The 21,838-nt window shown below is 44.6% G+C and carries 20 protein-coding genes and 1 other annotated feature; of the genes, 13 read left to right on the top strand and 7 right to left on the bottom strand.

Annotated elements, in window-relative coordinates; all coding sequences use genetic code 11:
* Positions 1 to 426: 426 nt before the first annotated feature.
* From A5878_RS14510 to A5878_RS14485, 6 genes are all read left to right on the top strand, one after another.
* Positions 427 to 1,026 (top strand): MptD family putative ECF transporter S component, encoded by a 600-nt coding sequence (locus A5878_RS14510; RefSeq protein WP_005233871.1) that lies wholly within the window; start codon positions 427 to 429, stop codon positions 1,024 to 1,026.
* The gene (locus A5878_RS14505) at positions 1,023 to 1,724 is read left to right on the top strand and encodes an energy-coupling factor transporter transmembrane component T (protein ID WP_016612886.1); all 702 of its coding nucleotides are present in this window, start codon (positions 1,023 to 1,025) and stop codon (positions 1,722 to 1,724) included. The genes A5878_RS14510 and A5878_RS14505 overlap by 4 nt, the downstream gene beginning before the upstream one ends.
* Positions 1,721 to 3,157 carry an ABC transporter ATP-binding protein gene (locus tag A5878_RS14500; RefSeq protein WP_060791498.1) on the top strand — a complete coding sequence of 479 codons (1,437 nt, stop codon included), beginning with the start codon at positions 1,721 to 1,723 and terminating at the stop codon, positions 3,155 to 3,157. The genes A5878_RS14505 and A5878_RS14500 overlap by 4 nt, the downstream gene beginning before the upstream one ends.
* A 141-nt stretch (positions 3,158 to 3,298) precedes the next feature.
* Complete coding sequence (locus A5878_RS14495) at positions 3,299 to 4,006, top strand: response regulator transcription factor (protein ID WP_008379528.1); 708 nt, start codon at positions 3,299 to 3,301, stop codon at positions 4,004 to 4,006.
* Positions 3,996 to 5,354: a cell wall metabolism sensor histidine kinase WalK gene (locus A5878_RS14490; protein ID WP_060791497.1), complete on the top strand. Its 1,359-nt coding sequence runs from the start codon at positions 3,996 to 3,998 to the stop codon at positions 5,352 to 5,354. The genes A5878_RS14495 and A5878_RS14490 overlap by 11 nt, the downstream gene beginning before the upstream one ends.
* A 107-nt stretch (positions 5,355 to 5,461) precedes the next feature.
* Positions 5,462 to 6,100, top strand: a complete 639-nt coding sequence (locus tag A5878_RS14485) for a PepSY domain-containing protein (protein ID WP_060791496.1) — start codon at positions 5,462 to 5,464, stop codon at positions 6,098 to 6,100.
* Positions 6,101 to 6,168: 68 nt separating this feature from the next.
* Here A5878_RS14485 and A5878_RS14480 read toward each other — a convergent pair whose 3' ends face one another.
* Both A5878_RS14480 and A5878_RS14475 read right to left on the bottom strand, forming a co-directional pair.
* Positions 6,169 to 6,339 (bottom strand): hypothetical protein, encoded by a 171-nt coding sequence (locus tag A5878_RS14480; RefSeq protein ID WP_008379536.1) that lies wholly within the window; start codon positions 6,337 to 6,339, stop codon positions 6,169 to 6,171.
* A 90-nt stretch (positions 6,340 to 6,429) separates the two neighbouring features.
* The gene (locus A5878_RS14475; RefSeq protein WP_060791495.1) at positions 6,430 to 6,864 is read right to left on the bottom strand and encodes a thioesterase family protein; all 435 of its coding nucleotides are present in this window, start codon (positions 6,862 to 6,864) and stop codon (positions 6,430 to 6,432) included.
* Positions 6,865 to 7,053: 189 nt separating this feature from the next.
* Positions 7,054 to 7,261 (top strand) — a binding site (T-box leader).
* A 403-nt stretch (positions 7,262 to 7,664) separates the two neighbouring features.
* On the opposite strand from A5878_RS14475, the gene hisS reads away from it, so the two are divergent.
* From hisS to A5878_RS14455, 4 genes are all read left to right on the top strand, one after another.
* Positions 7,665 to 8,963, top strand: a complete 1,299-nt coding sequence (gene hisS / locus A5878_RS14470) for a histidine--tRNA ligase (RefSeq protein ID WP_060791494.1) — start codon at positions 7,665 to 7,667, stop codon at positions 8,961 to 8,963.
* A gap of 11 nt (positions 8,964 to 8,974) precedes the next feature.
* Entirely contained in the window at positions 8,975 to 10,750 is a 1,776-nt protein-coding gene (gene aspS / locus A5878_RS14465) for an aspartate--tRNA ligase (RefSeq protein ID WP_060791493.1), read from the top strand.
* Between the two features lie 155 nt (positions 10,751 to 10,905).
* Positions 10,906 to 11,781 carry a YitT family protein gene (locus A5878_RS14460; protein ID WP_010750004.1) on the top strand — a complete coding sequence of 292 codons (876 nt, stop codon included), beginning with the start codon at positions 10,906 to 10,908 and terminating at the stop codon, positions 11,779 to 11,781.
* Between the two features lie 198 nt (positions 11,782 to 11,979).
* The gene (locus tag A5878_RS14455) at positions 11,980 to 13,848 is read left to right on the top strand and encodes an acyltransferase family protein (RefSeq protein WP_086295744.1); all 1,869 of its coding nucleotides are present in this window, start codon (positions 11,980 to 11,982) and stop codon (positions 13,846 to 13,848) included.
* An 81-nt stretch (positions 13,849 to 13,929) separates the two neighbouring features.
* On the opposite strand, the gene dhaL is transcribed toward A5878_RS14455, so the two are convergent.
* The 4 genes from dhaL to A5878_RS14435 form a co-directional block, all read right to left on the bottom strand.
* The gene (dhaL, locus tag A5878_RS14450) at positions 13,930 to 14,535 is read right to left on the bottom strand and encodes a dihydroxyacetone kinase subunit DhaL (RefSeq protein WP_060791491.1); all 606 of its coding nucleotides are present in this window, start codon (positions 14,533 to 14,535) and stop codon (positions 13,930 to 13,932) included.
* Positions 14,536 to 14,549: 14 nt separating this feature from the next.
* Positions 14,550 to 15,533, bottom strand: a complete 984-nt coding sequence (dhaK, locus tag A5878_RS14445; RefSeq protein ID WP_060791490.1) for a dihydroxyacetone kinase subunit DhaK — start codon at positions 15,531 to 15,533, stop codon at positions 14,550 to 14,552.
* On the bottom strand, positions 15,530 to 15,934 hold the full coding sequence (gene dhaM / locus A5878_RS14440; RefSeq protein WP_005228160.1) for a dihydroxyacetone kinase phosphoryl donor subunit DhaM: 405 nt from the start codon (positions 15,932 to 15,934) through the stop codon (positions 15,530 to 15,532). The genes dhaK and dhaM overlap by 4 nt, the downstream gene beginning before the upstream one ends.
* Before the next feature lie 204 nt (positions 15,935 to 16,138).
* Positions 16,139 to 18,463: an HAD-IC family P-type ATPase gene (locus A5878_RS14435; RefSeq protein ID WP_034878322.1), complete on the bottom strand. Its 2,325-nt coding sequence runs from the start codon at positions 18,461 to 18,463 to the stop codon at positions 16,139 to 16,141.
* Between the two features lie 259 nt (positions 18,464 to 18,722).
* Between A5878_RS14435 and queG the strand changes: the two genes are divergently transcribed.
* The gene (queG, locus tag A5878_RS14430; RefSeq protein ID WP_060791489.1) at positions 18,723 to 19,898 is read left to right on the top strand and encodes a tRNA epoxyqueuosine(34) reductase QueG; all 1,176 of its coding nucleotides are present in this window, start codon (positions 18,723 to 18,725) and stop codon (positions 19,896 to 19,898) included.
* A 39-nt stretch (positions 19,899 to 19,937) separates the two neighbouring features.
* On the opposite strand, the gene A5878_RS14425 is transcribed toward queG, so the two are convergent.
* A complete protein-coding gene (locus A5878_RS14425) occupies positions 19,938 to 20,294 on the bottom strand; it encodes a hypothetical protein (protein WP_005228172.1) in 357 nt (118 codons plus the stop codon).
* 165 nt (positions 20,295 to 20,459) lie between these two features.
* Between A5878_RS14425 and A5878_RS14420 the strand changes: the two genes are divergently transcribed.
* Positions 20,460 to 21,335 (top strand): SPFH domain-containing protein, encoded by an 876-nt coding sequence (locus A5878_RS14420; RefSeq protein ID WP_060791488.1) that lies wholly within the window; start codon positions 20,460 to 20,462, stop codon positions 21,333 to 21,335.
* 3 nt (positions 21,336 to 21,338) lie between these two features.
* Positions 21,339 to 21,836 carry an LURP-one-related/scramblase family protein gene (locus tag A5878_RS14415; protein ID WP_005233908.1) on the top strand — a complete coding sequence of 166 codons (498 nt, stop codon included), beginning with the start codon at positions 21,339 to 21,341 and terminating at the stop codon, positions 21,834 to 21,836.
* The last annotated feature ends 2 nt before the right edge of the window (positions 21,837 to 21,838 follow it).

The following is a 21,838-nucleotide window of genomic DNA, read 5'->3' as shown; positions in this document are numbered from 1 at the left end:
GCAGTACAGCGTTGATTTTCTTCAACGAATAAGCGACAGTCAGCTTTCTTATTGTTTTTTTATAGAAGCACCTGCTGGTTTCTTAATAAAGAAAATGATGAAGAGTCTGTGCTGATTTTTAATGTTTGTCTTTATCTATTATTCATTAATTTCGCAAAGATGGGAAGAGGAGAAAACAACTAAGCGTGTGAAAGCATCATTTTTCCATTAGTGGATTTTTAAAGGTCCCTGTGTGTTGAAATGGAGCCATTCAGAAGTGACGTCTGTTTGTTGGTTCTGTTCTAGAAGAAAATCGACTGTTGATAAGCATATCTCCCCATAAAAACGTCTGCTTTGTGCTATACTGAGGCTTTGTAAAAATAAGTTTGTACAAGCAAGCAGCAACGGTTTTTTCATTGATTGCTTGCAAGAAGGAGCGTATACGCAGTGAAAAAACTAAAGGTTCAAGATTTAATTGCAGTGGGGATCTATACAGCGATCTATTTTCTTTTAATGAGCGTCTGTCTATTGATTTTGCGTTTTGTGATCCCAGGTTTTCATAATTTATTTATTCCAGCAGTCACCGCTTTGTTTTCTGGCATTATCTATCTGATTTTATTGAATAAAGTACCGAAATTTGGCGCAATCACCATTATGGGTACCGTGGTAGGGCTCTTTTTTTTGATTTCAGGACATTTTCCATTGGCCTTTTTGCCCAATATGATTTGTGCCTTAACAGCTGATTTGATTCAATACAAAACAAAGCTCAAAGAGAACGTTCGCGTACTGGCGAGTTATATCGTCTTTAGTTTTGGCTTGATGGGCCCGATCTTGCCCCTGTGGTTTATGAAAAATGCCTACATCGATTCATTAGTGGCTCGCGGAAAAGATGAAACCTACATTGCCGGTGTGTTTGCTCATACCTCCAATGTGATGTTGGGGCTTTGTGCATTGGCCGTTTTGATTGGTGCGGTGGCTGGTTTAGGCATTGGTAGCCGCTTGATGGAAAAACATTTTCAACCAACGATCCAATCGCATAAAGGGTGAGGAATGTGTCGAAAACAAGGTTTGATCCCCGCAGCAAATTGGCGGTGATTCTCTTTGCTAGTTTTACTATGATGGTGTCCATTAGCTGGATCGATGAGTTTGTCTTTGTCACGTTCTTGCTGCTGCTATTTTTAGTCAGCGGCTTTTGGAAAAAAGGCCTGATGTTCTATGGCGTGTTTGTCTTGCTGACACTGGCAGATAGTTTTTTGTTTCGCCAAGGAAACCACCTATTGATCGTGTTGCTGGATTTCTTTTCCGTCGGTTATCGCCGCTTATTGCCAACGATCATGGCGGCGGCTTTTGCCATTAGTGGGACGAAGAACAGTGAGTGGATGGCGGCGTTGCAAAAAATGCACGTGCCCAATGTATTATTAGTCCCGCTGGCAGTCTTATTTCGTTTTTTTCCCACATTGGTACAAGATTTCAAAAGTATTCGCCAAGCGATGCGCTTTCGCGGCATCTCGCTGTCGGCAGGATCGATCTTGCTTCATCCACTGCAAAGTGCGGAGTATTTTTTGATCCCATTACTGATGTCGGCTGAAAAGACCGCAACCGAACTGTCGGCTACGGCGCTGGTTCGCGGGTTAGCATCAGAAACTCCCCATACCACCGTCCACGAACTGAAGCTGCGCTGGTGGGATGGCTTGGTCTTTTTAGCATTATGCGGCTTTATCGTGAAAAGGATGTGGCTTGGATGATCACACTAGAACAAGTGTCAGTGAAACGAGAAAATCGAACCGTATTATCTGAGCTTTCTTTGACAGTCGCAGCTGGGGAAGTTATCGTTTTGTGCGGCGCTAGCGGCAGCGGAAAATCGACCTTGCTCAATGTTTTGAATGGCTTGATCCCTGAGCTGTATCCCGCCGAAGTGCAAGGAAAGATCCGTGTCGGAGAAACAGACTTGCCAGTTGCCGATTTCTCCCATTATGCCCAGACGATTGGCGTCGTCTTTCAAAACCCCAAGACTCAATTTTTCACCACGGATGTCTATTCGGAGTTAGCTTTTTCGATGGAAAATGCGGGCGTCGCACCAGAAAACATTCGGCAGCGAATCACCGAAGTAGCACAGCAGTTTTCCCTGACCCCGTTGCTTGATGCTAGTGTCTTTGACCTATCTGGTGGGGAGAAGCAGCTGATTGCTCTCGCTGCAGCCACGATGCTGCCCCATGATGTGTTCTTATTGGATGAGCCTTCCAGTAATTTGGATCAAGAAGCGATCCAAAAGTTGACTCAAGGATTGGCTTCTTTAAAACAACAAGGGAAAACCATTGTGATCGCCGAACACCGCTTGGCGTATTTGGCGCCACTGGCAGATCGCTTCTGTCTATTAGAAGCAGGACGATTGCGGGCGTCTTATCCAGCAGATCAGCTGTTGTCACTGCCCGAGGAGGCAATTCACGAGTTGGGATTGCGAAAAGTAGGCGAGGCGGCATTGGAAAATCAGCACTGCCGAGAATCTTTGCCAGAAAAGTCTGGATTAAGGGCAACGCATCTGCAGATCAAGCAATCGAAACGCTCAGCAAACAGCAGAAATTGGGCGCTTAACTTGCCTGAACTACAATTGCCGACGAAGCAAGCTGTGGGGATCGTTGGACCAAATGGTGCTGGCAAAAGTACGTTGGTGCAAGTCCTGTCAGGATTGAAAAAATGCCCAGAAGCAGTATTTGCCATCAATGGACAAAAGCGGACCCAAAAGCAGCTGCTGCAGGAAAGCTTTCTTGTGATGCAGGATGTTAACTTGCAGCTGTTTTTTGAAACGGTGGAAAAAGAGCTGCTGATCAAAGCCCAAAACCCAGCGCGTTTTGAAGAAATTGTCTCATTGTTGCACTTAACACCACTCCTTGCCCGACATCCGCAAAGCTTGTCGGGTGGGGAAAAACAACGAGTTGCCATCGGCAGTGCCCTGCTTTCTGGTAAACGCTTGTTGTTTTTCGATGAACCAACGAGTGGGTTAGATTTGCAGCAAATGGAAGAAGTCGCAAAACTGTTGCGAACAGTCGCTAAAGAAGTTGATCTGCTAGCGGTGATCAGTCATGATCGCGAGTTTTTGGCTGAAACATGTCCTTACGTGCTTCAACTCCAACAAGGGGAACTTGTTGGCACGTATCAGCTAGCAAAAAATATGGAATAAATGAAAGACGGAGTGGACCTTGGTTCATGCCGTCTTTTTTGGTTGAACATGAAAAAATCTTCATGATTTTTTTCTTTCAATCAGTTAGGAAGTTTCGAAAAAATCCGTTATGATAGAAGCAAAACAGGAGGAGGAGCGCATATGGCCTTGAAGATCTTGCTAGTAGAAGACGAAGAAAGTTTAGCCAGTTTTATTCAGACCGAATTGACTTTTGAGGGATATGACACGGTCTGGGCCAAAGATGGGCAAGAGGCATTGACCTTGTTCAATCAGCAAGCAAATGCCTTTGATCTGATTTTATTGGATTGGATGCTGCCAATCTATGACGGCATCACAGTGGCGCGGCGGATACGCAAAGAAAGCGACATCCCGATTTTGATGATGACCGCCAGAAATCAAACCGCCGATGTGGTGACGGGGCTTGATGTCGGATTAGATGATTATTTAACGAAACCTTTTGAAATCGAAGAACTGTTTGCCAGAATTCGGGTGATCGAGCGGCGTTTGCAACGAGAAGCCAAACAACAAAAGAACCAGCAAAACCAATTAGTGGCGGGGGAGCTGATGATGGACATCGCCAAGCACTTGGTTCAGGTTGCCGGTGAAACCATTGAGTTGACGCCCAAAGAGTTTGGGATTTTATATGAATTGATGAAAGAACCCGAGGTCGTCAAAACGAGAGATGACCTGTTGAATGAGATTTGGGGCTATGAATACGACGGCCAAACAAATGTTGTAGATGTCTATATCCGCACACTGAGGAACAAGCTGGATGTTTGCGGCAAAGGCAAAATGATCGCAACCGTTCGTGGATTAGGCTATGTCTTGAGGACCGATCATGAAGAATAAGTCAGCCAACCAACGTAGAAAAACAGCCCAGTTTCAATTGACGAGCCGCTTTTCCTTGATTCTCTTTGGTCTGCTGATTCTCTTCAATCTGCTGTTTATTTTATTATCCGTAGGTTATTTGTTTGAACATATCGAAAATCGTGCCAGCAACATCCTTGAAGCCATCGAAAAAGGTGAGGCATCAGGGGATGCCTGGGACTTTCTCGTCAATGCCTATGTCTCGGCAGATGAAGAAGACGCCCTGCAAGTGATCTTAGCCGATGGCAGTGTCGTTTCATCAGAAGATGCGGAAGAGATTTTTGCCGATATCAATCAAGGGCGAGTGATTCCTTTTCTCGAAGACATCGTTTTTACAGAGGAGGGCATCTATTACACGAAAACCCAAGAAGTCGATGGGGATCAGGTGACGATCGCTATCAATGGGGAGGATAGTGTGGAATTAGCCTATGGCCTCTTTATGATCAGCAGTTTCTTGAATCTGATCGCTGTTGTCGTGGGCAGTCTGCTGATTTATTGGAGTGTCGGGAAATGGAGTCAGAAGCTTACGGGTATGGCGCAAGAAATTGCTGCCATTGAACAAAGTCGAACAGGAGAACTGACGGTTTCTGAAGAGCCCATCGAGATTCGTTCAGTGGCATTGGCCTTTAATAAATTATTGAAAGAACAGCGAGAGACGATCGAGCGGGAAAAACGGTTCGTTGCCGATGCTTCCCATGAGCTGCGAACACCTTTAGCTGCGATTCGCGGACATGTCCAATTGATCCAGCGGCGTGGAACCAAACATCCCGAAGTCATTCCTTCCTCAATGGCGTTTATCGACAAAGAGTCGAAGCGTTTGGAAACATTGAGCAATCAATTGTTGGACCTAGAAAAAAATCAATCCCAAGATGAAATGACCTTTGTTGATGTTTCCCAGATCGTCCGAGAAGAGTGTGAAAAACAAGCGACGATCGTTCCGCAATCGATTGAATATTTTGTGGAGAACCAATGTATGAAACGTGGGCATAAACGTGACTTCCAGCAAATCATCCAAAACCTGTTAGAAAATGCCGCGAAGTATTCACCTGCCGATCAGCCGATTCATGTGACCTTGACGCAAGAGCAGAGACAGATGTCTTTGACCGTCGCCGATTTTGGCATTGGGATTCCCGATGATAAGAAAGCCTTGATTTTCGAACGGTTCTATCGAGTAGAAGATTCTCGTTCCAGCCAGATTGCTGGTTCAGGCATCGGGCTTTCACTGGTAAAACAGCTGGCAGACAAGTATCATGCCAAAATTACCGTGACAGACAATCAACCGCAAGGCAGTATCTTTAAACTTGCCTTTCCAAATGAAAGAGAAAGATGAAGATTTTTTTAGATTTTCTTCAAGCATTTTTGATTCTTTTTCATGAGGAACTTGTTATTCTAAATATATAGAAAAAAGGAATACACAAACAATTGGAGGAATGAAACATGAAAAAAACAACTATTTTATTCGGAATTGCCGCATTAGGATTATTGGCAGGATGTACACAAAACAACACTGGAAATTCAGAACCTGTGCAAAACAGCAGCTCAAGCACAGCAGTTGCCTCATCAAGTGAAACAACGTCGTCACAAGCAACAGACAGCTCTTCAAGCAGTGCAGCGATCGCCAATGGCGGCTTACCTACGGTGACCGTAGAAGAAGCGATCCAAATATTCCAAGACAAATACCCAGATGCAGCGATCACTTCGATTGATTTGGATACTTCTTTTGGCAATTACTTCTACCAAGTAGAAGGCGTGGATGACACGAATGAGTTTGAATTAAAGATCGATGCAGAAACCAAAGAAACTTCTGAAGAAAGAACGGAAAAATTGGATGCCGATGAACAAAACGGTGTCAAAAAAGATGCCGATCAATTGGACCTAACCAACTTGCTTTCATTGGAAGAAATTTCTGATATCGCCGTGAAAGAAGCTGGCGGTGGTCAAGCAACAGATTGGTCATTAGACAAAGAAATGAATGTAACCTATTGGGAAGTCAAAGTAGAAGATGGCAACAAACAAACAGATGTGAAAATCAATGCCCAAACAGGTGAAGTACTAGAAACCGAATTGGATGACTAATCCTGTTTCGCAGTAAAAAAGATAAGCCGCTATCGTCTATGCGCAAAAGACGATAACGGCTTATTTTTTTACGTATGCTGTTTGACTTCAGTTAACGGTTTGACGCGACCACCAATTTTATCTGCAAATGCTTCGGACTGCTTCCGATCTTCAAAGACCCATAACTTGTCTGGAATTTTTTCACGAGTGCGACGACCATCTTTGCCAATGTAACCATGCAAAACTTTAATCACGTACATCGCCATCATCCTTCCCTGAAATTACTTTTGATTATACGAAAGCCGTTTCAAAAAGCAAGGATTTTGACTTAAATGAGTGATCAGAATTGATTATTCCCCTGACAGGGTAGCATAATCAGCAAATCGTTGATGGATTTCAGGAAAACTACGCTTCAGCTGCACGATGCGATTGGTCTCTTTTGCTAAAAAACAATGCTTTGAAGTCCCCGTCGTTGCCAACTGACCATCGCTAGTTTTGTAGATCTCATAGCGAAAATCCAAACGCGTGCCAGTATATTTGTCGACCAAAACATCGATTCGCACCTCATCTTCGTAACGAATCATCGTTTTGTATTGCGCACTGACTTCCAGCACGGGAACGATCAAGCCCGCTTCTTCGATGGTATGATACGGTAAATCCAAAAACGCGAGTAATTCCACGCGGGCCTCTTCAAACCAGCGGATATAATTGGCGTGATGGATGATCGCCATTTGATCGGTCTCATAGTAGTGTGGTTGACGGATATAGCCTGAATATAAAGACATAAAAACAGCTCCTTTCATAGAAACAAAACCTTCGTTATTCAGCATAACGCAAAAAGGAAGAAAAGCAAACAGAAGGAGAGCTTCTTTGTGTTGAACACTTGAGAAAATGCTACTAGAGAGCAGCGGAGTGAAAAAGACAGTGAAACACCTTGACTTTTTCATAGCTTTCTTGTAGTTTATAGATAATATCAAAAATCAGTGAAGGATCGAGTACTTTATTCTACTCCTTAAAAGAGAAAACTGCCCCGGCTGAAAGCAGTTTAGGACGTGTAAAGGAAAGACAATCTGGAGATGAACAGAAGAAAAGCTGTTCCGTGACCGAGCGTTAATCGAGCGAAGGAGAAGAACATTTCTCGAATTTAGGTGGTACCGCGTGTAATCAAAACTCGCCCTTGTATAAAAAAACAAGGGCGAGTTTTTTGCTGTGAATCACTATGATTGGCTTGCGGAGCAAGACAGAATAGATGATGAACAGTACTAGGCGACCGTAGGGAGCGTAGTAACCGAACTAGGAATCACAATGACTGGTCCGCAAAGCGGAACAGAATAGATGATGAACAGTACTAGGCGACCATAGGGAGCGAAGTAACCAAACTAGGAATCACTGGGATTGTCTTTTGGAGCAAGACAGAATAGATGATGACCAGCAGCAACCAACCACTAAGAGCGCAATAACCCAAAAGCCAAACACGCGAACAACCCACCCACATCAACGAGCAACAAGCAATAGGTGAATAAGCAAACAAGCAATGAAAGCAAAGAACATGGGCAACCATGAAACAAATAGGAGGATGCATACGATGAGTTACCAACGTCCAAAAGGAACCAACGATATTTTGCCAGGAGAATCCGAAAAATGGCAATTTGTAGAAGAAACAGCACGTTTAGTGTTTCGCGATTACCAATTCAACGAAATTCGGACACCGATTTTTGAGCACTTTGAAGTGATCGCCCGCAGTGTCGGGGACACAACGGATATCGTTTCAAAAGAAATGTATGATTTCTACGATAAAGGAGAGCGTCATGTGACGTTGCGTCCAGAAGGCACCGCACCGATCGCTCGTTCTTATGTCGAAAACAAACTATTCGGACCAGAACATACGAAGCCTTATAAAGTGTTTTACATGGGACCAATGTTCCGTTATGAACGTCCGCAAAAAGGCCGTTTGCGTCAATTCCACCAAATCGGTGTCGAAGTTTTCGGTTCAGCAAATCCAGCGACCGATGTTGAGACAATGGCGATGGCAATGGATTTTTATCGTCAATTAGGACTGAGTCAATTGCGCTTGGTCATCAATTCATTAGGCGACAAAGAAACACGCCAAAACTATCGGCAAGCGTTGATCGACTATCTAGCGCCCCATGAAGCGGAGCTTAGTGAGGATTCAAAACGCCGCTTGCATGAAAATCCTTTGCGGGTCCTTGACAGCAAGGACAAGCGAGACCAAAAATTCGTGGCGGATGCACCATCGATCCTAGACTACTTAACACCAGATGCCAAGGCACATTTTGAAACCGTAACGAGTATGCTGGATGCGTTGGAGATCCCTTATGAGATCGATTCAAATATGGTGCGCGGTTTGGATTATTATACCCACACGATTTTTGAAATCATGAGTGAGGCACCAAAAATGGGGGCGCAAGCCACCATCTGTGCCGGCGGTCGTTACAATCATTTAGTGGAAGAGCTAGGCGGACCAGAAACACCTGGTTTTGGTTTTGCTTTGGGGATCGAACGTTTATTGATCACTATGGAAGCTGAAGAAGTTGTGATTCCTGCTTTGAATGAGTTAGATGCGTATGTGGTTGGTTTGGGACAAGAAACCAATTTAGAAGCGCTGAAAGTCGTGCAAGCGATTCGTAATTTCGGTTTTTCTGCCGATCGTGATTTCATGGATCGTAAAGCCAAAGCCCAGTTTAAATCTGCTGATAAACAAGGAGCACGGTTGGTTCTGACTCTAGGCGAAACAGAATTAGCAGAACAAGTGATCAATATCAAATCCATGGCAAGCCGTGAAGAAAAACAATTTCCGTTAGCGGATCTTTATGCCCGCTTCGATGAGATCTACGATGAAATGACAACCAAAATGTTTGAGTGAGGAGAAAAAGAATGACAAAACGTACAGTATATTGCGGGTTAGTAAATGAGACCCATTTAAACCAGACAGTAACTCTAAAAGGCTGGGTGCAAAAGCGCCGTGACTTAGGGGGCGTGATCTTTATTGACTTGCGCGACCGAGAAGGGATCGTGCAAATCGTCTTCAATCCTGAGGTTTCGAAAGAAGCCTGGGAAATCGCGGACAAATGCCGCAGTGAATATGTGTTAGAAGTAATAGGTCAAGTCATCAATCGTGCACCAGAAGCCATCAATCCGAAAATGGTGACAGGTGCCTATGAAGTGATGATCAGCGAAATCACGATTTTAAACACTGCAAAAACACCAGCCTTTTTGATTGAAGATGATCAAACCGTTGGCGATGAGATTCGCATGAAATACCGTTATTTAGACTTGCGTCGTCCAAAAATGACGAACAACATCGTGATGCGGGCGAAAACGACGCAAGCAATCCGCAATTTCTTAGATACGAACGACTTCTTGGATATCGAAACACCTTATCTAGGAAAATCAACACCAGAGGGTGCGCGGGATTATTTGGTTCCTTCACGGATCTATCCAGGTCATTTCTATGCGTTGCCGCAATCACCACAAATTTTTAAACAGTTATTGATGGGTGCTGGCTTCGATCGCTACTATCAAATCGTACGTTGCTTCCGTGACGAAGATTTGCGGGGCGACCGTCAACCAGAATTTACCCAAGTCGATATCGAAACCTCTTTCTTGACGGCAGAAGAAATCCAAACCTATACGGAAGAGCTGTTGGCAAAAGTGATGCGAGAAGTCAAAGGCATCGAAGTTACCTTGCCATTCCCACGGATGACCTATGATGAGGCAATGGGACGCTACGGCAGTGACAAACCAGATACACGGTTTGACATGGAGCTTATCGACTTATCAGAAGTTGTGAAAGACGTTGATTTTAAAGTCTTCCAAATGGCTCTTGAAAAAGGCGGCGTTGTGAAAGTCTTGAACGCCAAAGGGGCTGCAGACAAATACTCCAGAAAAGATATGGACAATCTAGGCCATTACGCTGGTCAATTTGGTGCCAAAGGATTGGCATGGGTCAAAGTTGAAGAAGATGGATTGAAAGGACCGATCGCTAAATTCTTGACAGAAGCGACCGACGCGATCATTGCAGCAGCCAATGCGGAAGTTGGCGATATTCTGATGTTTGGTGCCGATTCCTTTGCGATCGTTTCAGCAACATTGGGGGCGATCCGTAATAAATTAGGAAAAGAATTAGGCTTGATCGACGAGAGCAAATTCAACTTCCTATGGGTCACTGATTGGCCGCAATTTGAATACGATGAAGAAGCAGGCCGCTACGTTTCTGCTCACCATCCATTCACATTGCCAAAAGAAAGCGATCTGCCGTTGTTAACGACAGACCCTTCAAAAGTCTATGCGCAAGCCTACGATATCGTGCTAAACGGTTACGAGCTAGGTGGCGGATCATTGCGTATCCATACACGGGAAGTGCAAGAGCAAATGTTTGAAGCGCTAGGCTTCTCACGTCGCGAGATGCAAAATCAATTTGGCTTCTTATTGGATGCTTTGGATTATGGGTTCCCACCACATGGCGGCATCGCCCTTGGGTTAGACCGGTTAGTGATGCTCTTGGCTGGTGAAGAAAACATTCGCGAAGTCATTGCTTTCCCTAAAAATGGGAAAGCAGCTGATCCAATGTCTCAAGCGCCAAGTACCGTTTCGCCAATGCAATTGTTTGACTTGAACATCGATGTAACAACGGTTGAAGAAAACGAATAAGCGTTAAACCATGATGAAATGAGTGATGAAATAGAAATTGGTGAATGAATGAAAAAAGTTCATGAGAATTCACCCATTTCTTTCATTGCTCGTTTCTTTTTTTATGAGCTGAAGTATAATAAAGGCAAATCAAAAAAGTGAGGCTATGAAATGCAATGACTCCTCTGTTTAAATGGCTCCCGCATCCAGAATACGCCAACAAACTTTCGTTTTCGATCGTCTATGCGCTGCTGGCATCGATTGCGGTCAATTTCTTCTATCAACCAGGTAATATTTATTCCAGCGGCATTACGGGTGTCGCTCAGATCATCACCACGATCTCAAGAGAAGGGCTCGGGTTTTATATCCCCTTATCTCTTGCGCTATTATTGTTGAATGTGCCATTATTTTTTCTAGGTTGGTTTAAGATCGGCCACAAGTTTACGATTTTTACTGGAATTACTGTTTTACTCACCTCCTTATTCGTGCAAATTTTACCCGAAGAAACCGTTACGACGGACCCGATGATCTGTGCGATTTTCGGTGGTGCCATCAACGGGGTGGGGATCGGCTATGCTTTGAAGAATGGTCTTTCTTCAGGAGGGCTGGATTTTGTCAGCATTGCCATCCGCAAACGGACAGGGAAGACGATCGGCTCGATATCGATTTTCTTTAACATTGTTATTTTGTTCGCCGCAGGGATCTTGTTTGGCTGGCAATATGCGTTGTATAGTGCGATCGCGATTTTTGTCAGTGGAAAAGTGACGGATGCGGTCTTTACGAAGCAAAAGAAAATGCAGGTGACGATCATCACCCGCAACCCAGAAGAAGTCATTCAAACGATCCAAAAACATATGCGGCGAGGGATTACCATCATCAATGAAGCCGAAGGGGCGTACAAGCATGACAAACAAACGGTTTTGCTGACGGTAGTGACACGCTTTGAACTGCCGATGCTGCGCAGTGCCATGAAAGAAGCCGATCCAAAAGCCTTTGTCAGTATTGCAGAAAATGTCCAGATTTTGGGTCGCTTTTATGAAGAAGAACTGTGAAAAAGGAGTTGAAAAAAGTATTTCTTTATAGAAGTACTTTTTTTTCGCCAAAAATTAATTTTTTTGAAATATAGCAGATGTTGCTAGCTTTATATGGGGGATTTCTGGTAAATTATGAGAGTATGGAATCAATAGCGTTCATGCTGAAATTGTTTTTTTATGAAACAATTGGATCAATTAGAGAAAAGTGGTTGAAAAATGAATAAACGTTTAAGCACAAGCCGCTATATTACCGGGTTTGACGGCATTCGAACCTTGGCAGTCATCGGCGTTATTTTATATCATTTACTACCTACTCATATGCGAGGCGGGTATTTAGGAGTTCCAGTATTCTTTGTCGTATCAGGTTATTTAATCACTGACTTGCTGAGGCAAGAGTGGGATCAAAACGGCAAAATCAAAGTCAAAGATTTTTATGTTCGGCGGATGAAACGGCTCTATCCAGGAATGGTGATGATGCTGCTTATCTCAGCAGCATATATCACGTTGTTCCAGCGAAACCTGTTGAATAATTTGCGCGGGGTTTTTGTTAGCTCGTTGCTTTATTACAACAACTGGTGGCAGATCAATCATGGGTTATCCTATTTTGATCGGTTCGGTAATGAATCCCCCTTTACCCATCTGTGGTCGCTGGCTGTGGAGGGACAGAACTATCTGATTTGGCCTTTAGTATTTATTTTGCTGATGAAAATCGGCAAGCAGAGGCATCGCGCCTTTAAATTTACTGCCGCAGTCACGATTTTGTCGGCAATTCTGTTAGCAGTCCTTTACACACCAGGCGCTGATCCGACACGGGTCTATTATGGAACGGATACGCGGCTCTTTTCGATCTGGATGGGGAGTGCCTTAGCATTCATTTGGCCAAGTACCCATTTGAAGAAAGAGATACCGCAAAAAGCCAAACGGGTCTTGAATATCTCTGGCTTTGCTTCCTTGGCTGGTCTGATCGCAGCGTTCTTTTTCTTAGATGATCATTTGACTTTTGTCTATTATGGCGGCATGTTCTTGATCAGTATCCTATGTACGATTCTTGTGGCAGTCACCGCTCATCCCGGAGCCAGCTTGAATCGGGTATTGAGTAATCCGATTTTCAGTTATATCGGCAAGCGCAGTTATGGGATTTATTTGTATCAATTTCCAGTGATGATTTTTTACGAAGCAAAAGTGGGGAATATCGGGGAGAACGTGCTGATGCACACGTTAGTGGAACTATTCTTGATCTTGTTTATCAGTGAATTGTCCTATCGGTTTATCGAAAACCCAATGCGTAAATTCCAGTACAAAGATACATTCAGAACGGTCCGCGGTTGGTTCAGTAAACCAATTTTTAGTTGGAAAAAACCGTGGTTAGTGCCCAGCTTACTGATTACCCTCGTTGCTTTGTTTGGCGTCGTGACCGCACCGACGAATTATGTCGATGCCCAGCAGCAGCAGTTGAAAGACAACATTGCGGCCAATAAAAAAGCGGCAGAGCAATCGCAAAAGAATGCGAATGCTGAAGGCAATGAAGCAGACGATGAGGCGAACACAAGTGAAGATGAAAAAAATATCATGGAAAAATATGATTTAACAGCAGCCCAAGTGAAAAAAGCAGAATCTCTTGAAATCACGGCTTTTGGTGATTCCGTGATGCTGGATGCAACGGCTGACTTGAAAGAAGTCTTTACCCAAGCGGTAGTTGATGGGGATGTTGGGCGCCAGCTGTATGCGAGTCCTGAATTGATCAAAGACTTGAAAGAAAAAAAACTTTTGCGGGATACCGTCCTTGTGGGGCTAGGGACGAATGGTTCCTTTACAGAAGCCCAATTTGACAGCTTTATGAATGAGATCGGTGATCGCAAAGTCTACTGGATCAATGTGCGGGTACCGACACAGCGTTGGCAAAATGAAGTCAATCGGATGTTGGAGCGCATGGCGGAAAAATACGTCAATATGACCTTGATCGATTGGTATGATTTGAGTAATGACCAAGAGTCATGGTTCTATGAAGATCGGGTCCATCCAAATCCAGATGGCATGGATCAATACGTGAAGCTAGTTGCCCAAACGATTTTACAAGAGGAATAAACAAGAAAAAGACAAACCTTACGCAATCATAAGGTTTGTCTTTTGTCTTAAACGGTGCTTTTTAAGAGCATCGTTTTTTCTTTAATCCTTTTCTATCACCGTTAATAGTGAGTCAAACAAAATCGCACTAGAAGCCGATCCGGGATCGATATGACCGATGGCACGTTCACCAACATAAGAGGCGCGGCCTTTTTTAGCAACGAGTTCTTTGGTATGTTCTTTCGCTGCTTCGATCGTGTCTTTGGTCAATTCACCTTTTTTCAAGGCTTCTGCGACAGGTTGCCAGACATCGATCATGGTCTTATCCTCAAACTCAGCTTTTCCCCGCATTTTGATGCCCGTCAAGCCTTCTTCAACGATCGTACCTAATTGTTCAAAGGAGTCGATCGTTTCTAGTTCCTTCGTTGCTTTAGTCATATTCATAAACGCCGAACCATAAAGGGGACCTGAAGCGCCGCCGACTTTTGAGATCATTGCCATCGAGAAGACTTTAAAGGTATCACTGATCGTCGTTGGCTGTTGTTTGGCATAAGCTTCTTGATAAGCAGCTACGCCGCGTGCCATATTGTTGCCATGGTCTCCGTCGCCGATCGGTGTATCTAAATCGCTCAAATAGGCTTTGTTTGCTTCGATTTCTTTTGTGAAGGTATCTAACCATGCTTGCACCGTTTCTGTTGTCAATTGCATCTCTATTCGCTCCTTTACCAGGCTATTGTTGTGACGGCTTCATTTAACGCATCGGTGTGATCCGTTTCGCTGAAGTCGATCAAGGTCAGTGAAAGTCCCTGCATATCGATGGAAGTCATGAAATTGCCGACTTTATGGAAGGAGACAGGGATGTCTTTTTCTGCGAGTAATTTCGCGACATCATTGGCAAAAACGAATAACTCCATTTGCGGCGTACCACCCATACCGTTGATCAAGACACCGACTTTTTCTGGGGTCTTTTCATAATCCGCCAAGATTTTTTCCACCAACTCTTGTGCTAGTTCACGTGAGGGTTTCAGTTTTTCTCGACGGTAACCAGGTTCGCCGTGGATACCCACGCCATACTCGATCTCATCATCGGCTAAGTCAAAACCTGGTTTCCCAACTTCAGGAACTGTTGCCGCTTTTAATGCGACCCCAATGGTTTTGATCGATGCAACCAAGGCATCGCCCAGTGTTTTTAATTCACTTAAGCTGGCACCATTACGAGCAGCTGCGCCTAAAATCTTGTGGACTAAGACCGTACCGGCAACTCCTCGTTTTCCAGCCGTATAGGTGCTATTTTCAACAGCGATATCATCATCAACGACCACGATCTCCGTTGTGATCTCTTCCATTTCTGCCATATCTTTGGCCATCTCAAAGTTCAAGATATCGCCAGTATAGTTTTTGACGATCAACAAGACGCCTTGTCTTTGATCAGAATCTTGGATAGCCGTCAAAATCTGGTCGGGGGTAGGGGAGGTGAAGACATCGCCTAAAACGGCGGCGCTAAGCATCCCATCACCGACAAAGCCAGCATGGGCCGGCTCATGTCCGCTCCCACCGCCAGAAACAAGACCGACTTGTTCTTTTTGATTATTCTTAGCGATCACCCGTGAGTCGGCGACTTGATGGACCAGTTCAGGATAACTGCCTACGATACCAGCCAACATTTCTTCTACGATCATTGAGGGATCATTAATGATTTTTTTCATGCTTCATGCCATCCTTTCTCGGCTGCTTTTTTTGCTTCTGCAACGATTTGCGCCAAATCATCACTAAAACCAGCGGTGATCGCTGCAGCAAAGGCACCTTCCACCAGCGGCGCGTCGATCAGGTGATAGCGTTCTTGTTGCTGAGGTTCCAGCATGTCGTAAGCAAGTTCGGCATTCAAAACGGCACTGCCTAGATCGGCAAAGACTAAGATCAGTTCAGCATCTGCGGATTCGTTGACGGCATCCACGATTTTCGTGGCGTCAGAACCCAGCTCTCCTTCTGCTGTCCCGCCTAAAGAATAGATCGTGACTGACTCGCCATCAGCCATTTCTTCGATCATCTGTTTTAATCCTTCGGTGAGTTGCTGACTGTGAGAAACGAGTAAAATACTTTTTTTCATCCAATTTCACCAACACTTTCTGATTAAATTTGGCTGTTTGACAAGAGGGTTGCCTTTTCCAAAGAAACACCGTCCTTGTTGAAACCGCCTACAGGTTCAGTATACCAAATTTCTTTCTTCTTGTATGGTTGCACCTATGGAGAGGACAAAAAAACAGCATCGTCTTTCTGGACAAAGCAAGAAAGAGCGATGCTGCAAAATCAATTAGGATTGTTTAACGAGCATTTTGGCTGAAAAGCGCTTCGTTAGGAAAGAAAGCCCAACGTACAGACAGATATTTAATGCCATCATGCCAAGGAAATAAGGCAAGGTCACAGCGGTCAAGAAACCGACTTCCAGCAGACCGTGGAAGAGCATTGCTGCAACATAGATCCCCACGGTAGTGGTAATCGCTAAGAACAATCGCAATGGATTTAATGGCAAGCAAGCGCGAATCACAGCGATACAGCTGATCCCGATCAACAAATAGTACAACAAGGTCGTCGTATCAAATTGCGACCAACCGTAGTCGGTTTGTAAAAAGCGGATCGCAAAGTAATTGACTAACACCAACAAGGCATTTGGCAACGCATTGAGCAAGACTGTCGGCAAGTAACGACCTTTGATCGGTGCTTTGTTTTCTTCAAAGGAAAGGAAGAAAGATGGATAACCTTCAATTGCTAAGTCGATCAATGTGATTTGGATCGGCAAGAACGGAAAGGCGCTGGATGTCAGGATACAAACCAAAGAGAGCAAGAAGCTGTAAATCGTCTTGATAAAGAAGATTCCCGACGCTTTGGTCACGTTATTGACGACGCGGCGTCCTTCAAATAAAACATCTGGCAACGTAGTAAAGTCAGAATCCAATAAGACAAAGTTAGCGATTTGACGAGCCGCACTGTCGCCAGCAGCCATTGCAATGCTGACGTCGGCTTCCCGTAGTGCCAACACATCGTTGACGCCATCACCCGTCATGGCAACGGTCCGTTGATTGGCTTTTAATTCTTGAACGAGTAGTTTCTTTTGTTCAGGAGTCACACGACCAAAGACCGTATAGCGTGTCGCAGCTTCTCGGACTTCTGCTTCGGTCGTTAAGGTAGAAAGATCGATGGCTTGATCGGCATTCGCTAGGCCTGCACGATGGGCGATCGCTGCGACAGCTATTGGATTATCGCCAGAGATCACTTTTAGATCGATGCCTTGATCCGCTAAGTAAGCCAAGGTTTCTTCTGCGTTTTGGCGGATGATATCGGATAAAATCAAGACAGCCACCGCTTGTGCGTTGGTTGGGTCAAAGGATGTCGGCGTTTTTGGATCAGTTTCTACGGCTAAAATCAACACCCGTAGACCCGCTTCTTGCGCTTCTATGACTTGCGGCAAGGCAGCAGAGCCGGCGACTTTTTCAGGTGCACCAAGATAGACATTTCCTAGATGTTCAAAAGCCACAGCACCCCATTTGCGCTGTGAAGAAAAGGCAGCGACGTCGATCGGCTGATGATCCGTTAGCTCAGGACAGCCTTGACGCAATGCTTGCATCGTCAAATTGTTATCCGTACTGGCTGCCAAATAATTCCCTAAGAGCATGTTAGGGTCGCTGTCGGCTTGGAGAGGAACGATCGATTCGAGAACCATATGGCCTTCCGTCAACGTCCCCGTCTTATCCAGACAAAGGGTATCGACATGCGCTAAGGTTTCAACGGCATACATGTCTTGGACCAAAATCCGTTTTTTTGCCAATTTAATGACACCTGTCGTCAAGGCGATACTGATCAGCAGGACAAGTCCTTTTGGTAACATTCCTAATAAGGCAGCGGCAGAAACGACGACGGATTCCTTGATCCCAGCATCTCGCATCATAAAGGCTTGGAAGAACAAAATCACCCCTAAAGGAACGATTACATAGCTGGTGAATTTGGATACACTACGGATCGAAGCAAGCAGCTCAGAGCGGATCGGTTTGTGGACCTTTGCCTCATTGCTTAGTTTCGCTGCGTAGTTTTCTGCACCGACATGAAGGACTGTTCCTGTCATTTCACCGCTGACGATGAAACTCCCTGAGAGTAAGGAAGCACCTGCTTCTTTGACAACCAGATCGGCTTCACCAGTCAGCATCGCTTCATTGACTTCGACTAGTCCAGAAAGCACCGTCATATCAGCGGGGATTTGGTCCCCAGCACCAAGAATAACTACGTCCTCTAAGACCAATTCTTTGGCTGAAATCTCATGGATTTGGGCATCTCGAATCACTCGTACCGTTTGCGGTGAAACAAGTGAGAGTTTTTTTACTAAATTACGCGCGTGCAATTCTTGGCTGATCCCAATGGTGATATTCACAAAAATAATCGCTAAGTAGAACATGTTGGAATAGGCGCCTACGGCAAATAAAAAAACGCCAATCAATAGATTGAGAAAATTGAATAATGTCAGTAAATTGTCTTTGATGATCGCAGCAGTTGATTTACTGGTTTTTGTTTCATAATCATTGTGCAACCCCTCTTGGGTTTTCTTGGCGACTTCTGCTGCAGTCAAGCCGGTGGGTAATTGAGTCATAAGCATCTCCATTTCATTTGTTCATTTCTTTCTAATTCCTTTATCTAGTCTAGCATTCGAAAAAGGCAATGCAATCGTTGCGAGGAAAATAACGATAAAATTAATTAAAATCTTAAACAATCAACACGTGTTCTTTTAAAGAAAGAAAAAAACTGGGGGAACAAACCGCACCATCGACTTTTTTCAGGTGCTTACGTATAATAGGGGAAGAGAAAAAGCCGAGAAGCAGATGCTTAGCGGACAAAAGAGGGTAGCGAGCATGTCTTTAAAAGAAAAAATTATTGCAGAAAGCAAGCGGCTTGGCATTGACAAGATCGGGTTTGCTTCAGCGGAGCCGTTTTTGGCATTGGAGCCTTCCTTGTGGGAACAAAAAGCCAAAGGTCATACGTCTGGTTTTGAGCATCCCGTGATCGAAGAGCGTATCTATCCTGAACGGACATTTGAAAATCCGCAAACGATCATTGCGATCGCTTTAGCTTATCCGACAAAAATCAAAGAGAAAGTCCCGCGGGATGAAAAACGCGGCATGTTTGCCCGTGCCTCGTGGGGCATCGATTACCATGATATTTTGCGAGAACGATTGGATCGCTTGATCGCCTTTATCAAAGAACAAGCGCAAACGATGGAAGAACAAGTCGAATGGCGTTTCGCACCGCAAGTCGATACAGGGGAATTGGTGGATGTGGCGGCAGCGCAGCGGGCGGGTCTTGGCTTTATCGGTCGTAATGGCTTGCTGATTACGGAAGAATTTGGTTCGTTTGTTTATCTAGGGGAGATCGTCACTAATATCTCTCTTGAACCAGATGAAGAAGTCCCGTTTGGTTGTGGTGATTGCATGCGTTGTGTGACGGCTTGCCCCACCAAAGCGTTATTGGGCGATGGTCGAATGAATGCCCAGCGCTGTTTGTCCTATCAAACCCAGACGAAGGGTATGATGCCAGAAGAGTACCGCAAAAAGATGCATAACGTGATTTACGGCTGCGATATTTGTCAGCTGGTCTGCCCTTATAATCGGGGGAAAGACTTCCATTTTCATCAAGAGATGGAGCCTGAAGTCGATACCGTTTATCCAAAACTGCAACCGATGCTGTCTTTATCAAACAAAGCCTTCAAGGCACAATTTGGCCATCTATCTGGCTCTTGGCGGGGGAAAAAACCGTTGCAGCGTAATGCCATCATCGCCTTAGCCAATGTAGGGGATCGCAGTGCCTTGCCAGCGATTTGGCGCTGTGCGACAGAAGACGTGCGCCCAGTGATTCGAGGAACGGCTTATTGGGCCATTGGCCAGTTGGGCGTCAAAGAACCAGAAATGTGGTTAGAGCGACTGCAACGGTGTGCAGAGTTAGAACCCGAAGAAGAGGCGCTACAAGAATTGCAGCCTGCCATCGAACGATTGCAAGCAGTCATTACCAAAAGGCAAGAAAAAGAGCTATAAAAAAAGCAAAACGAGCCCGGGGCCGTTTTGCTTTTTTATTTAATCTAGTACGTCATCACTTTCAACGATTTCTTCTGAATCCAGTTCAAAATCAGGTGCTGGATGCACACGCTCAGGCAGCTCCATTTCTAACTCGCCTTCTTCGGTGTATTGGTTGTCGGTATCGGCAACGTCAACTAAAATTTCTTCAGGAAGCTCTTGTTCTAACCGATAGCCTTCTGCATGACGCGCATCGAGTAATTCCAAAAGATGTTGCCACTCGTCTTTCGAGATCACTACAACGTCAATGCCGTCTTTGTTTTGTACCTCCACAACAGAGGAAAGATCGGTGCCGACCGTTTTAATGATCGATTCCAACGACCATTTACTCGTTTCTAAGTCAATTTTTTGTGCCATAAGAATTACCCCTTTTTTGAGAAAAATTTTGTCCTACCTTAATTGTAACGGGAAAGTTGCAGAAAACAAAATAGCTTGATTGGGAATCGTCGCTGATATGCGCAAGAACATTTGCACAGCGGCTTTAACCAAGGTAAGATAAGAGCAAGAAGGGAAGGAATAAAAATGACAGAAAAACAGACATTTCATGTGAATGGGTATTTAGCACTGGTTGTGCTGATCGGGTTATTGGTTGGCGGCGGTTATTTGTTTTATCATGGGTTCGTAAATGAGAGCGTTCTCGAAATCGTTCTCAGCATTCTTTTATGGATCGTTTCGTTTCTTTTCCTTAGTTCGTTAACGATCGTACAACCCAATCAAGCCAAAGCGATCCTCTTTTTTGGGCAATATTTAGGGACCATTAAAGACAACGGCTTGTTCGTGACAACCCCATTAACCCAAAAAATCAATGTTTCATTGAAAGTCCGCAACTTTAACAGTTCGCTGTTGAAGGTCAATGATTCAGACGGAAACCCGATCGAGATCTCGGCGGTGGTGGTTTTTAAAGTCGTAGATACGGCGAAAGCATTGTTTGATGTCGATTATTACCAAGATTTCATTGAGATCCAAAGTGAAACAGCGATTCGTCATATTGCGACGCAATACCCGTATGACACGTTCAATGACGATGATCTGACGTTGCGAGGCAATACAAGTGAAGTCTCGGAGGAGCTGGCAAAAGAATTGCAAGAACGATTGGCTGTTGCTGGGGTCGAAGTCTTGGAGACTCGCTTAAACCATTTGGCGTATGCGACTGAGATCGCTAGTGCGATGCTGCAGCGCCAACAAGCCAAAGCGATTTTATCTGCACGACAAATCATTGTTGAAGGGGCCGTCTCCATGACACAAATGGCGTTAGAACAAATCGAAGACGGACAGGACATCAATTTCACGGATGACCGCAAAGTCCAACTGATCAATAATTTATTGGTATCGATCATTACCGATAAAGGCACGCAGCCGGTGATCAATACGGGCGATGTCAAAGAGAAAGGAGTTTAGCATTTGAAGAAACTTTACATCAAACAGAAGGTTTTCAGCATCGGTGAAAAATTTACCGTCACTGATGATTTACAAAACCCTCGCTATTATGTCGAAGGCAGTTTTTTTAAGATCCCGAAAAGTTTTACGATCTTCAATGAGCAGCAGCGACCGATCGCGGAGATCACCAAAAAAGTGTTCAGTTTATTACCGAAATTTTTTGTGGAAGTCCACGGCCAAGAAGCGATCGTTTTAGAAAAACATTTCACATTTTTTAAAGCCCGCTATTCCATCAGTGCAGAAGGCATCGATGTGGACGGCAATTGGTGGGATATGGATTTTGTGGTCAACCGCAACGGCAAACGGATCGCAGAGATCCACAAAAAATGGATCTCTTGGGGCGATACCTATGAAGTTGTGATCTATGAAGAAGATCTAGATGACCTGATCATTGCATTAGTGGTAGCCATCGATCGCGTCAAAGCAGATGATGCCGCAGCGTCAAGTTCAGCAAGTAGTTAGAA

It is taken from the genome of Enterococcus sp. 3G6_DIV0642, assembly GCF_002140635.1.
In the GTDB taxonomy this organism is placed as follows: domain Bacteria; phylum Bacillota; class Bacilli; order Lactobacillales; family Enterococcaceae; genus Enterococcus_D; species Enterococcus_D casseliflavus.
This window is presented reverse-complemented; position numbering and strand designations above follow the sequence as displayed.

Bases quoted from the DNA above. Each gene is read 5' to 3' on its own strand.
- dhaL (WP_060791491.1), bottom strand. From the start codon at position 14,535: ATGCAATTGACAACAGAAACGGTGCAAGCATGGTTAGATACCTTCACA.
- A5878_RS14420 (WP_060791488.1), top strand. From the start codon at position 20,460: ATGACAGAAAAACAGACATTTCATGTGAATGGGTATTTAGCACTGGTT.
- A5878_RS14485 (WP_060791496.1), top strand. From the start codon at position 5,462: ATGAAAAAAACAACTATTTTATTCGGAATTGCCGCATTAGGATTATTG.
- A5878_RS14455 (WP_086295744.1), top strand. From the start codon at position 11,980: ATGAATAAACGTTTAAGCACAAGCCGCTATATTACCGGGTTTGACGGC.
- A5878_RS14460 (WP_010750004.1), top strand. From the start codon at position 10,906: ATGACTCCTCTGTTTAAATGGCTCCCGCATCCAGAATACGCCAACAAA.
- A5878_RS14490 (WP_060791497.1), top strand. From the start codon at position 3,996: ATGAAGAATAAGTCAGCCAACCAACGTAGAAAAACAGCCCAGTTTCAA.
- dhaM (WP_005228160.1), bottom strand. From the start codon at position 15,934: ATGAAAAAAAGTATTTTACTCGTTTCTCACAGTCAGCAACTCACCGAA.
- A5878_RS14480 (WP_008379536.1), bottom strand. From the start codon at position 6,339: ATGTACGTGATTAAAGTTTTGCATGGTTACATTGGCAAAGATGGTCGT.
- A5878_RS14495 (WP_008379528.1), top strand. From the start codon at position 3,299: ATGGCCTTGAAGATCTTGCTAGTAGAAGACGAAGAAAGTTTAGCCAGT.
- hisS (WP_060791494.1), top strand. From the start codon at position 7,665: ATGAGTTACCAACGTCCAAAAGGAACCAACGATATTTTGCCAGGAGAA.
- A5878_RS14425 (WP_005228172.1), bottom strand. From the start codon at position 20,294: ATGGCACAAAAAATTGACTTAGAAACGAGTAAATGGTCGTTGGAATCG.
- aspS (WP_060791493.1), top strand. From the start codon at position 8,975: ATGACAAAACGTACAGTATATTGCGGGTTAGTAAATGAGACCCATTTA.
- dhaK (WP_060791490.1), bottom strand. From the start codon at position 15,533: ATGAAAAAAATCATTAATGATCCCTCAATGATCGTAGAAGAAATGTTG.
- A5878_RS14475 (WP_060791495.1), bottom strand. From the start codon at position 6,864: ATGTCTTTATATTCAGGCTATATCCGTCAACCACACTACTATGAGACC.
- A5878_RS14500 (WP_060791498.1), top strand. From the start codon at position 1,721: ATGATCACACTAGAACAAGTGTCAGTGAAACGAGAAAATCGAACCGTA.
- A5878_RS14435 (WP_034878322.1), bottom strand. From the start codon at position 18,463: ATGACTCAATTACCCACCGGCTTGACTGCAGCAGAAGTCGCCAAGAAA.
- queG (WP_060791489.1), top strand. From the start codon at position 18,723: ATGTCTTTAAAAGAAAAAATTATTGCAGAAAGCAAGCGGCTTGGCATT.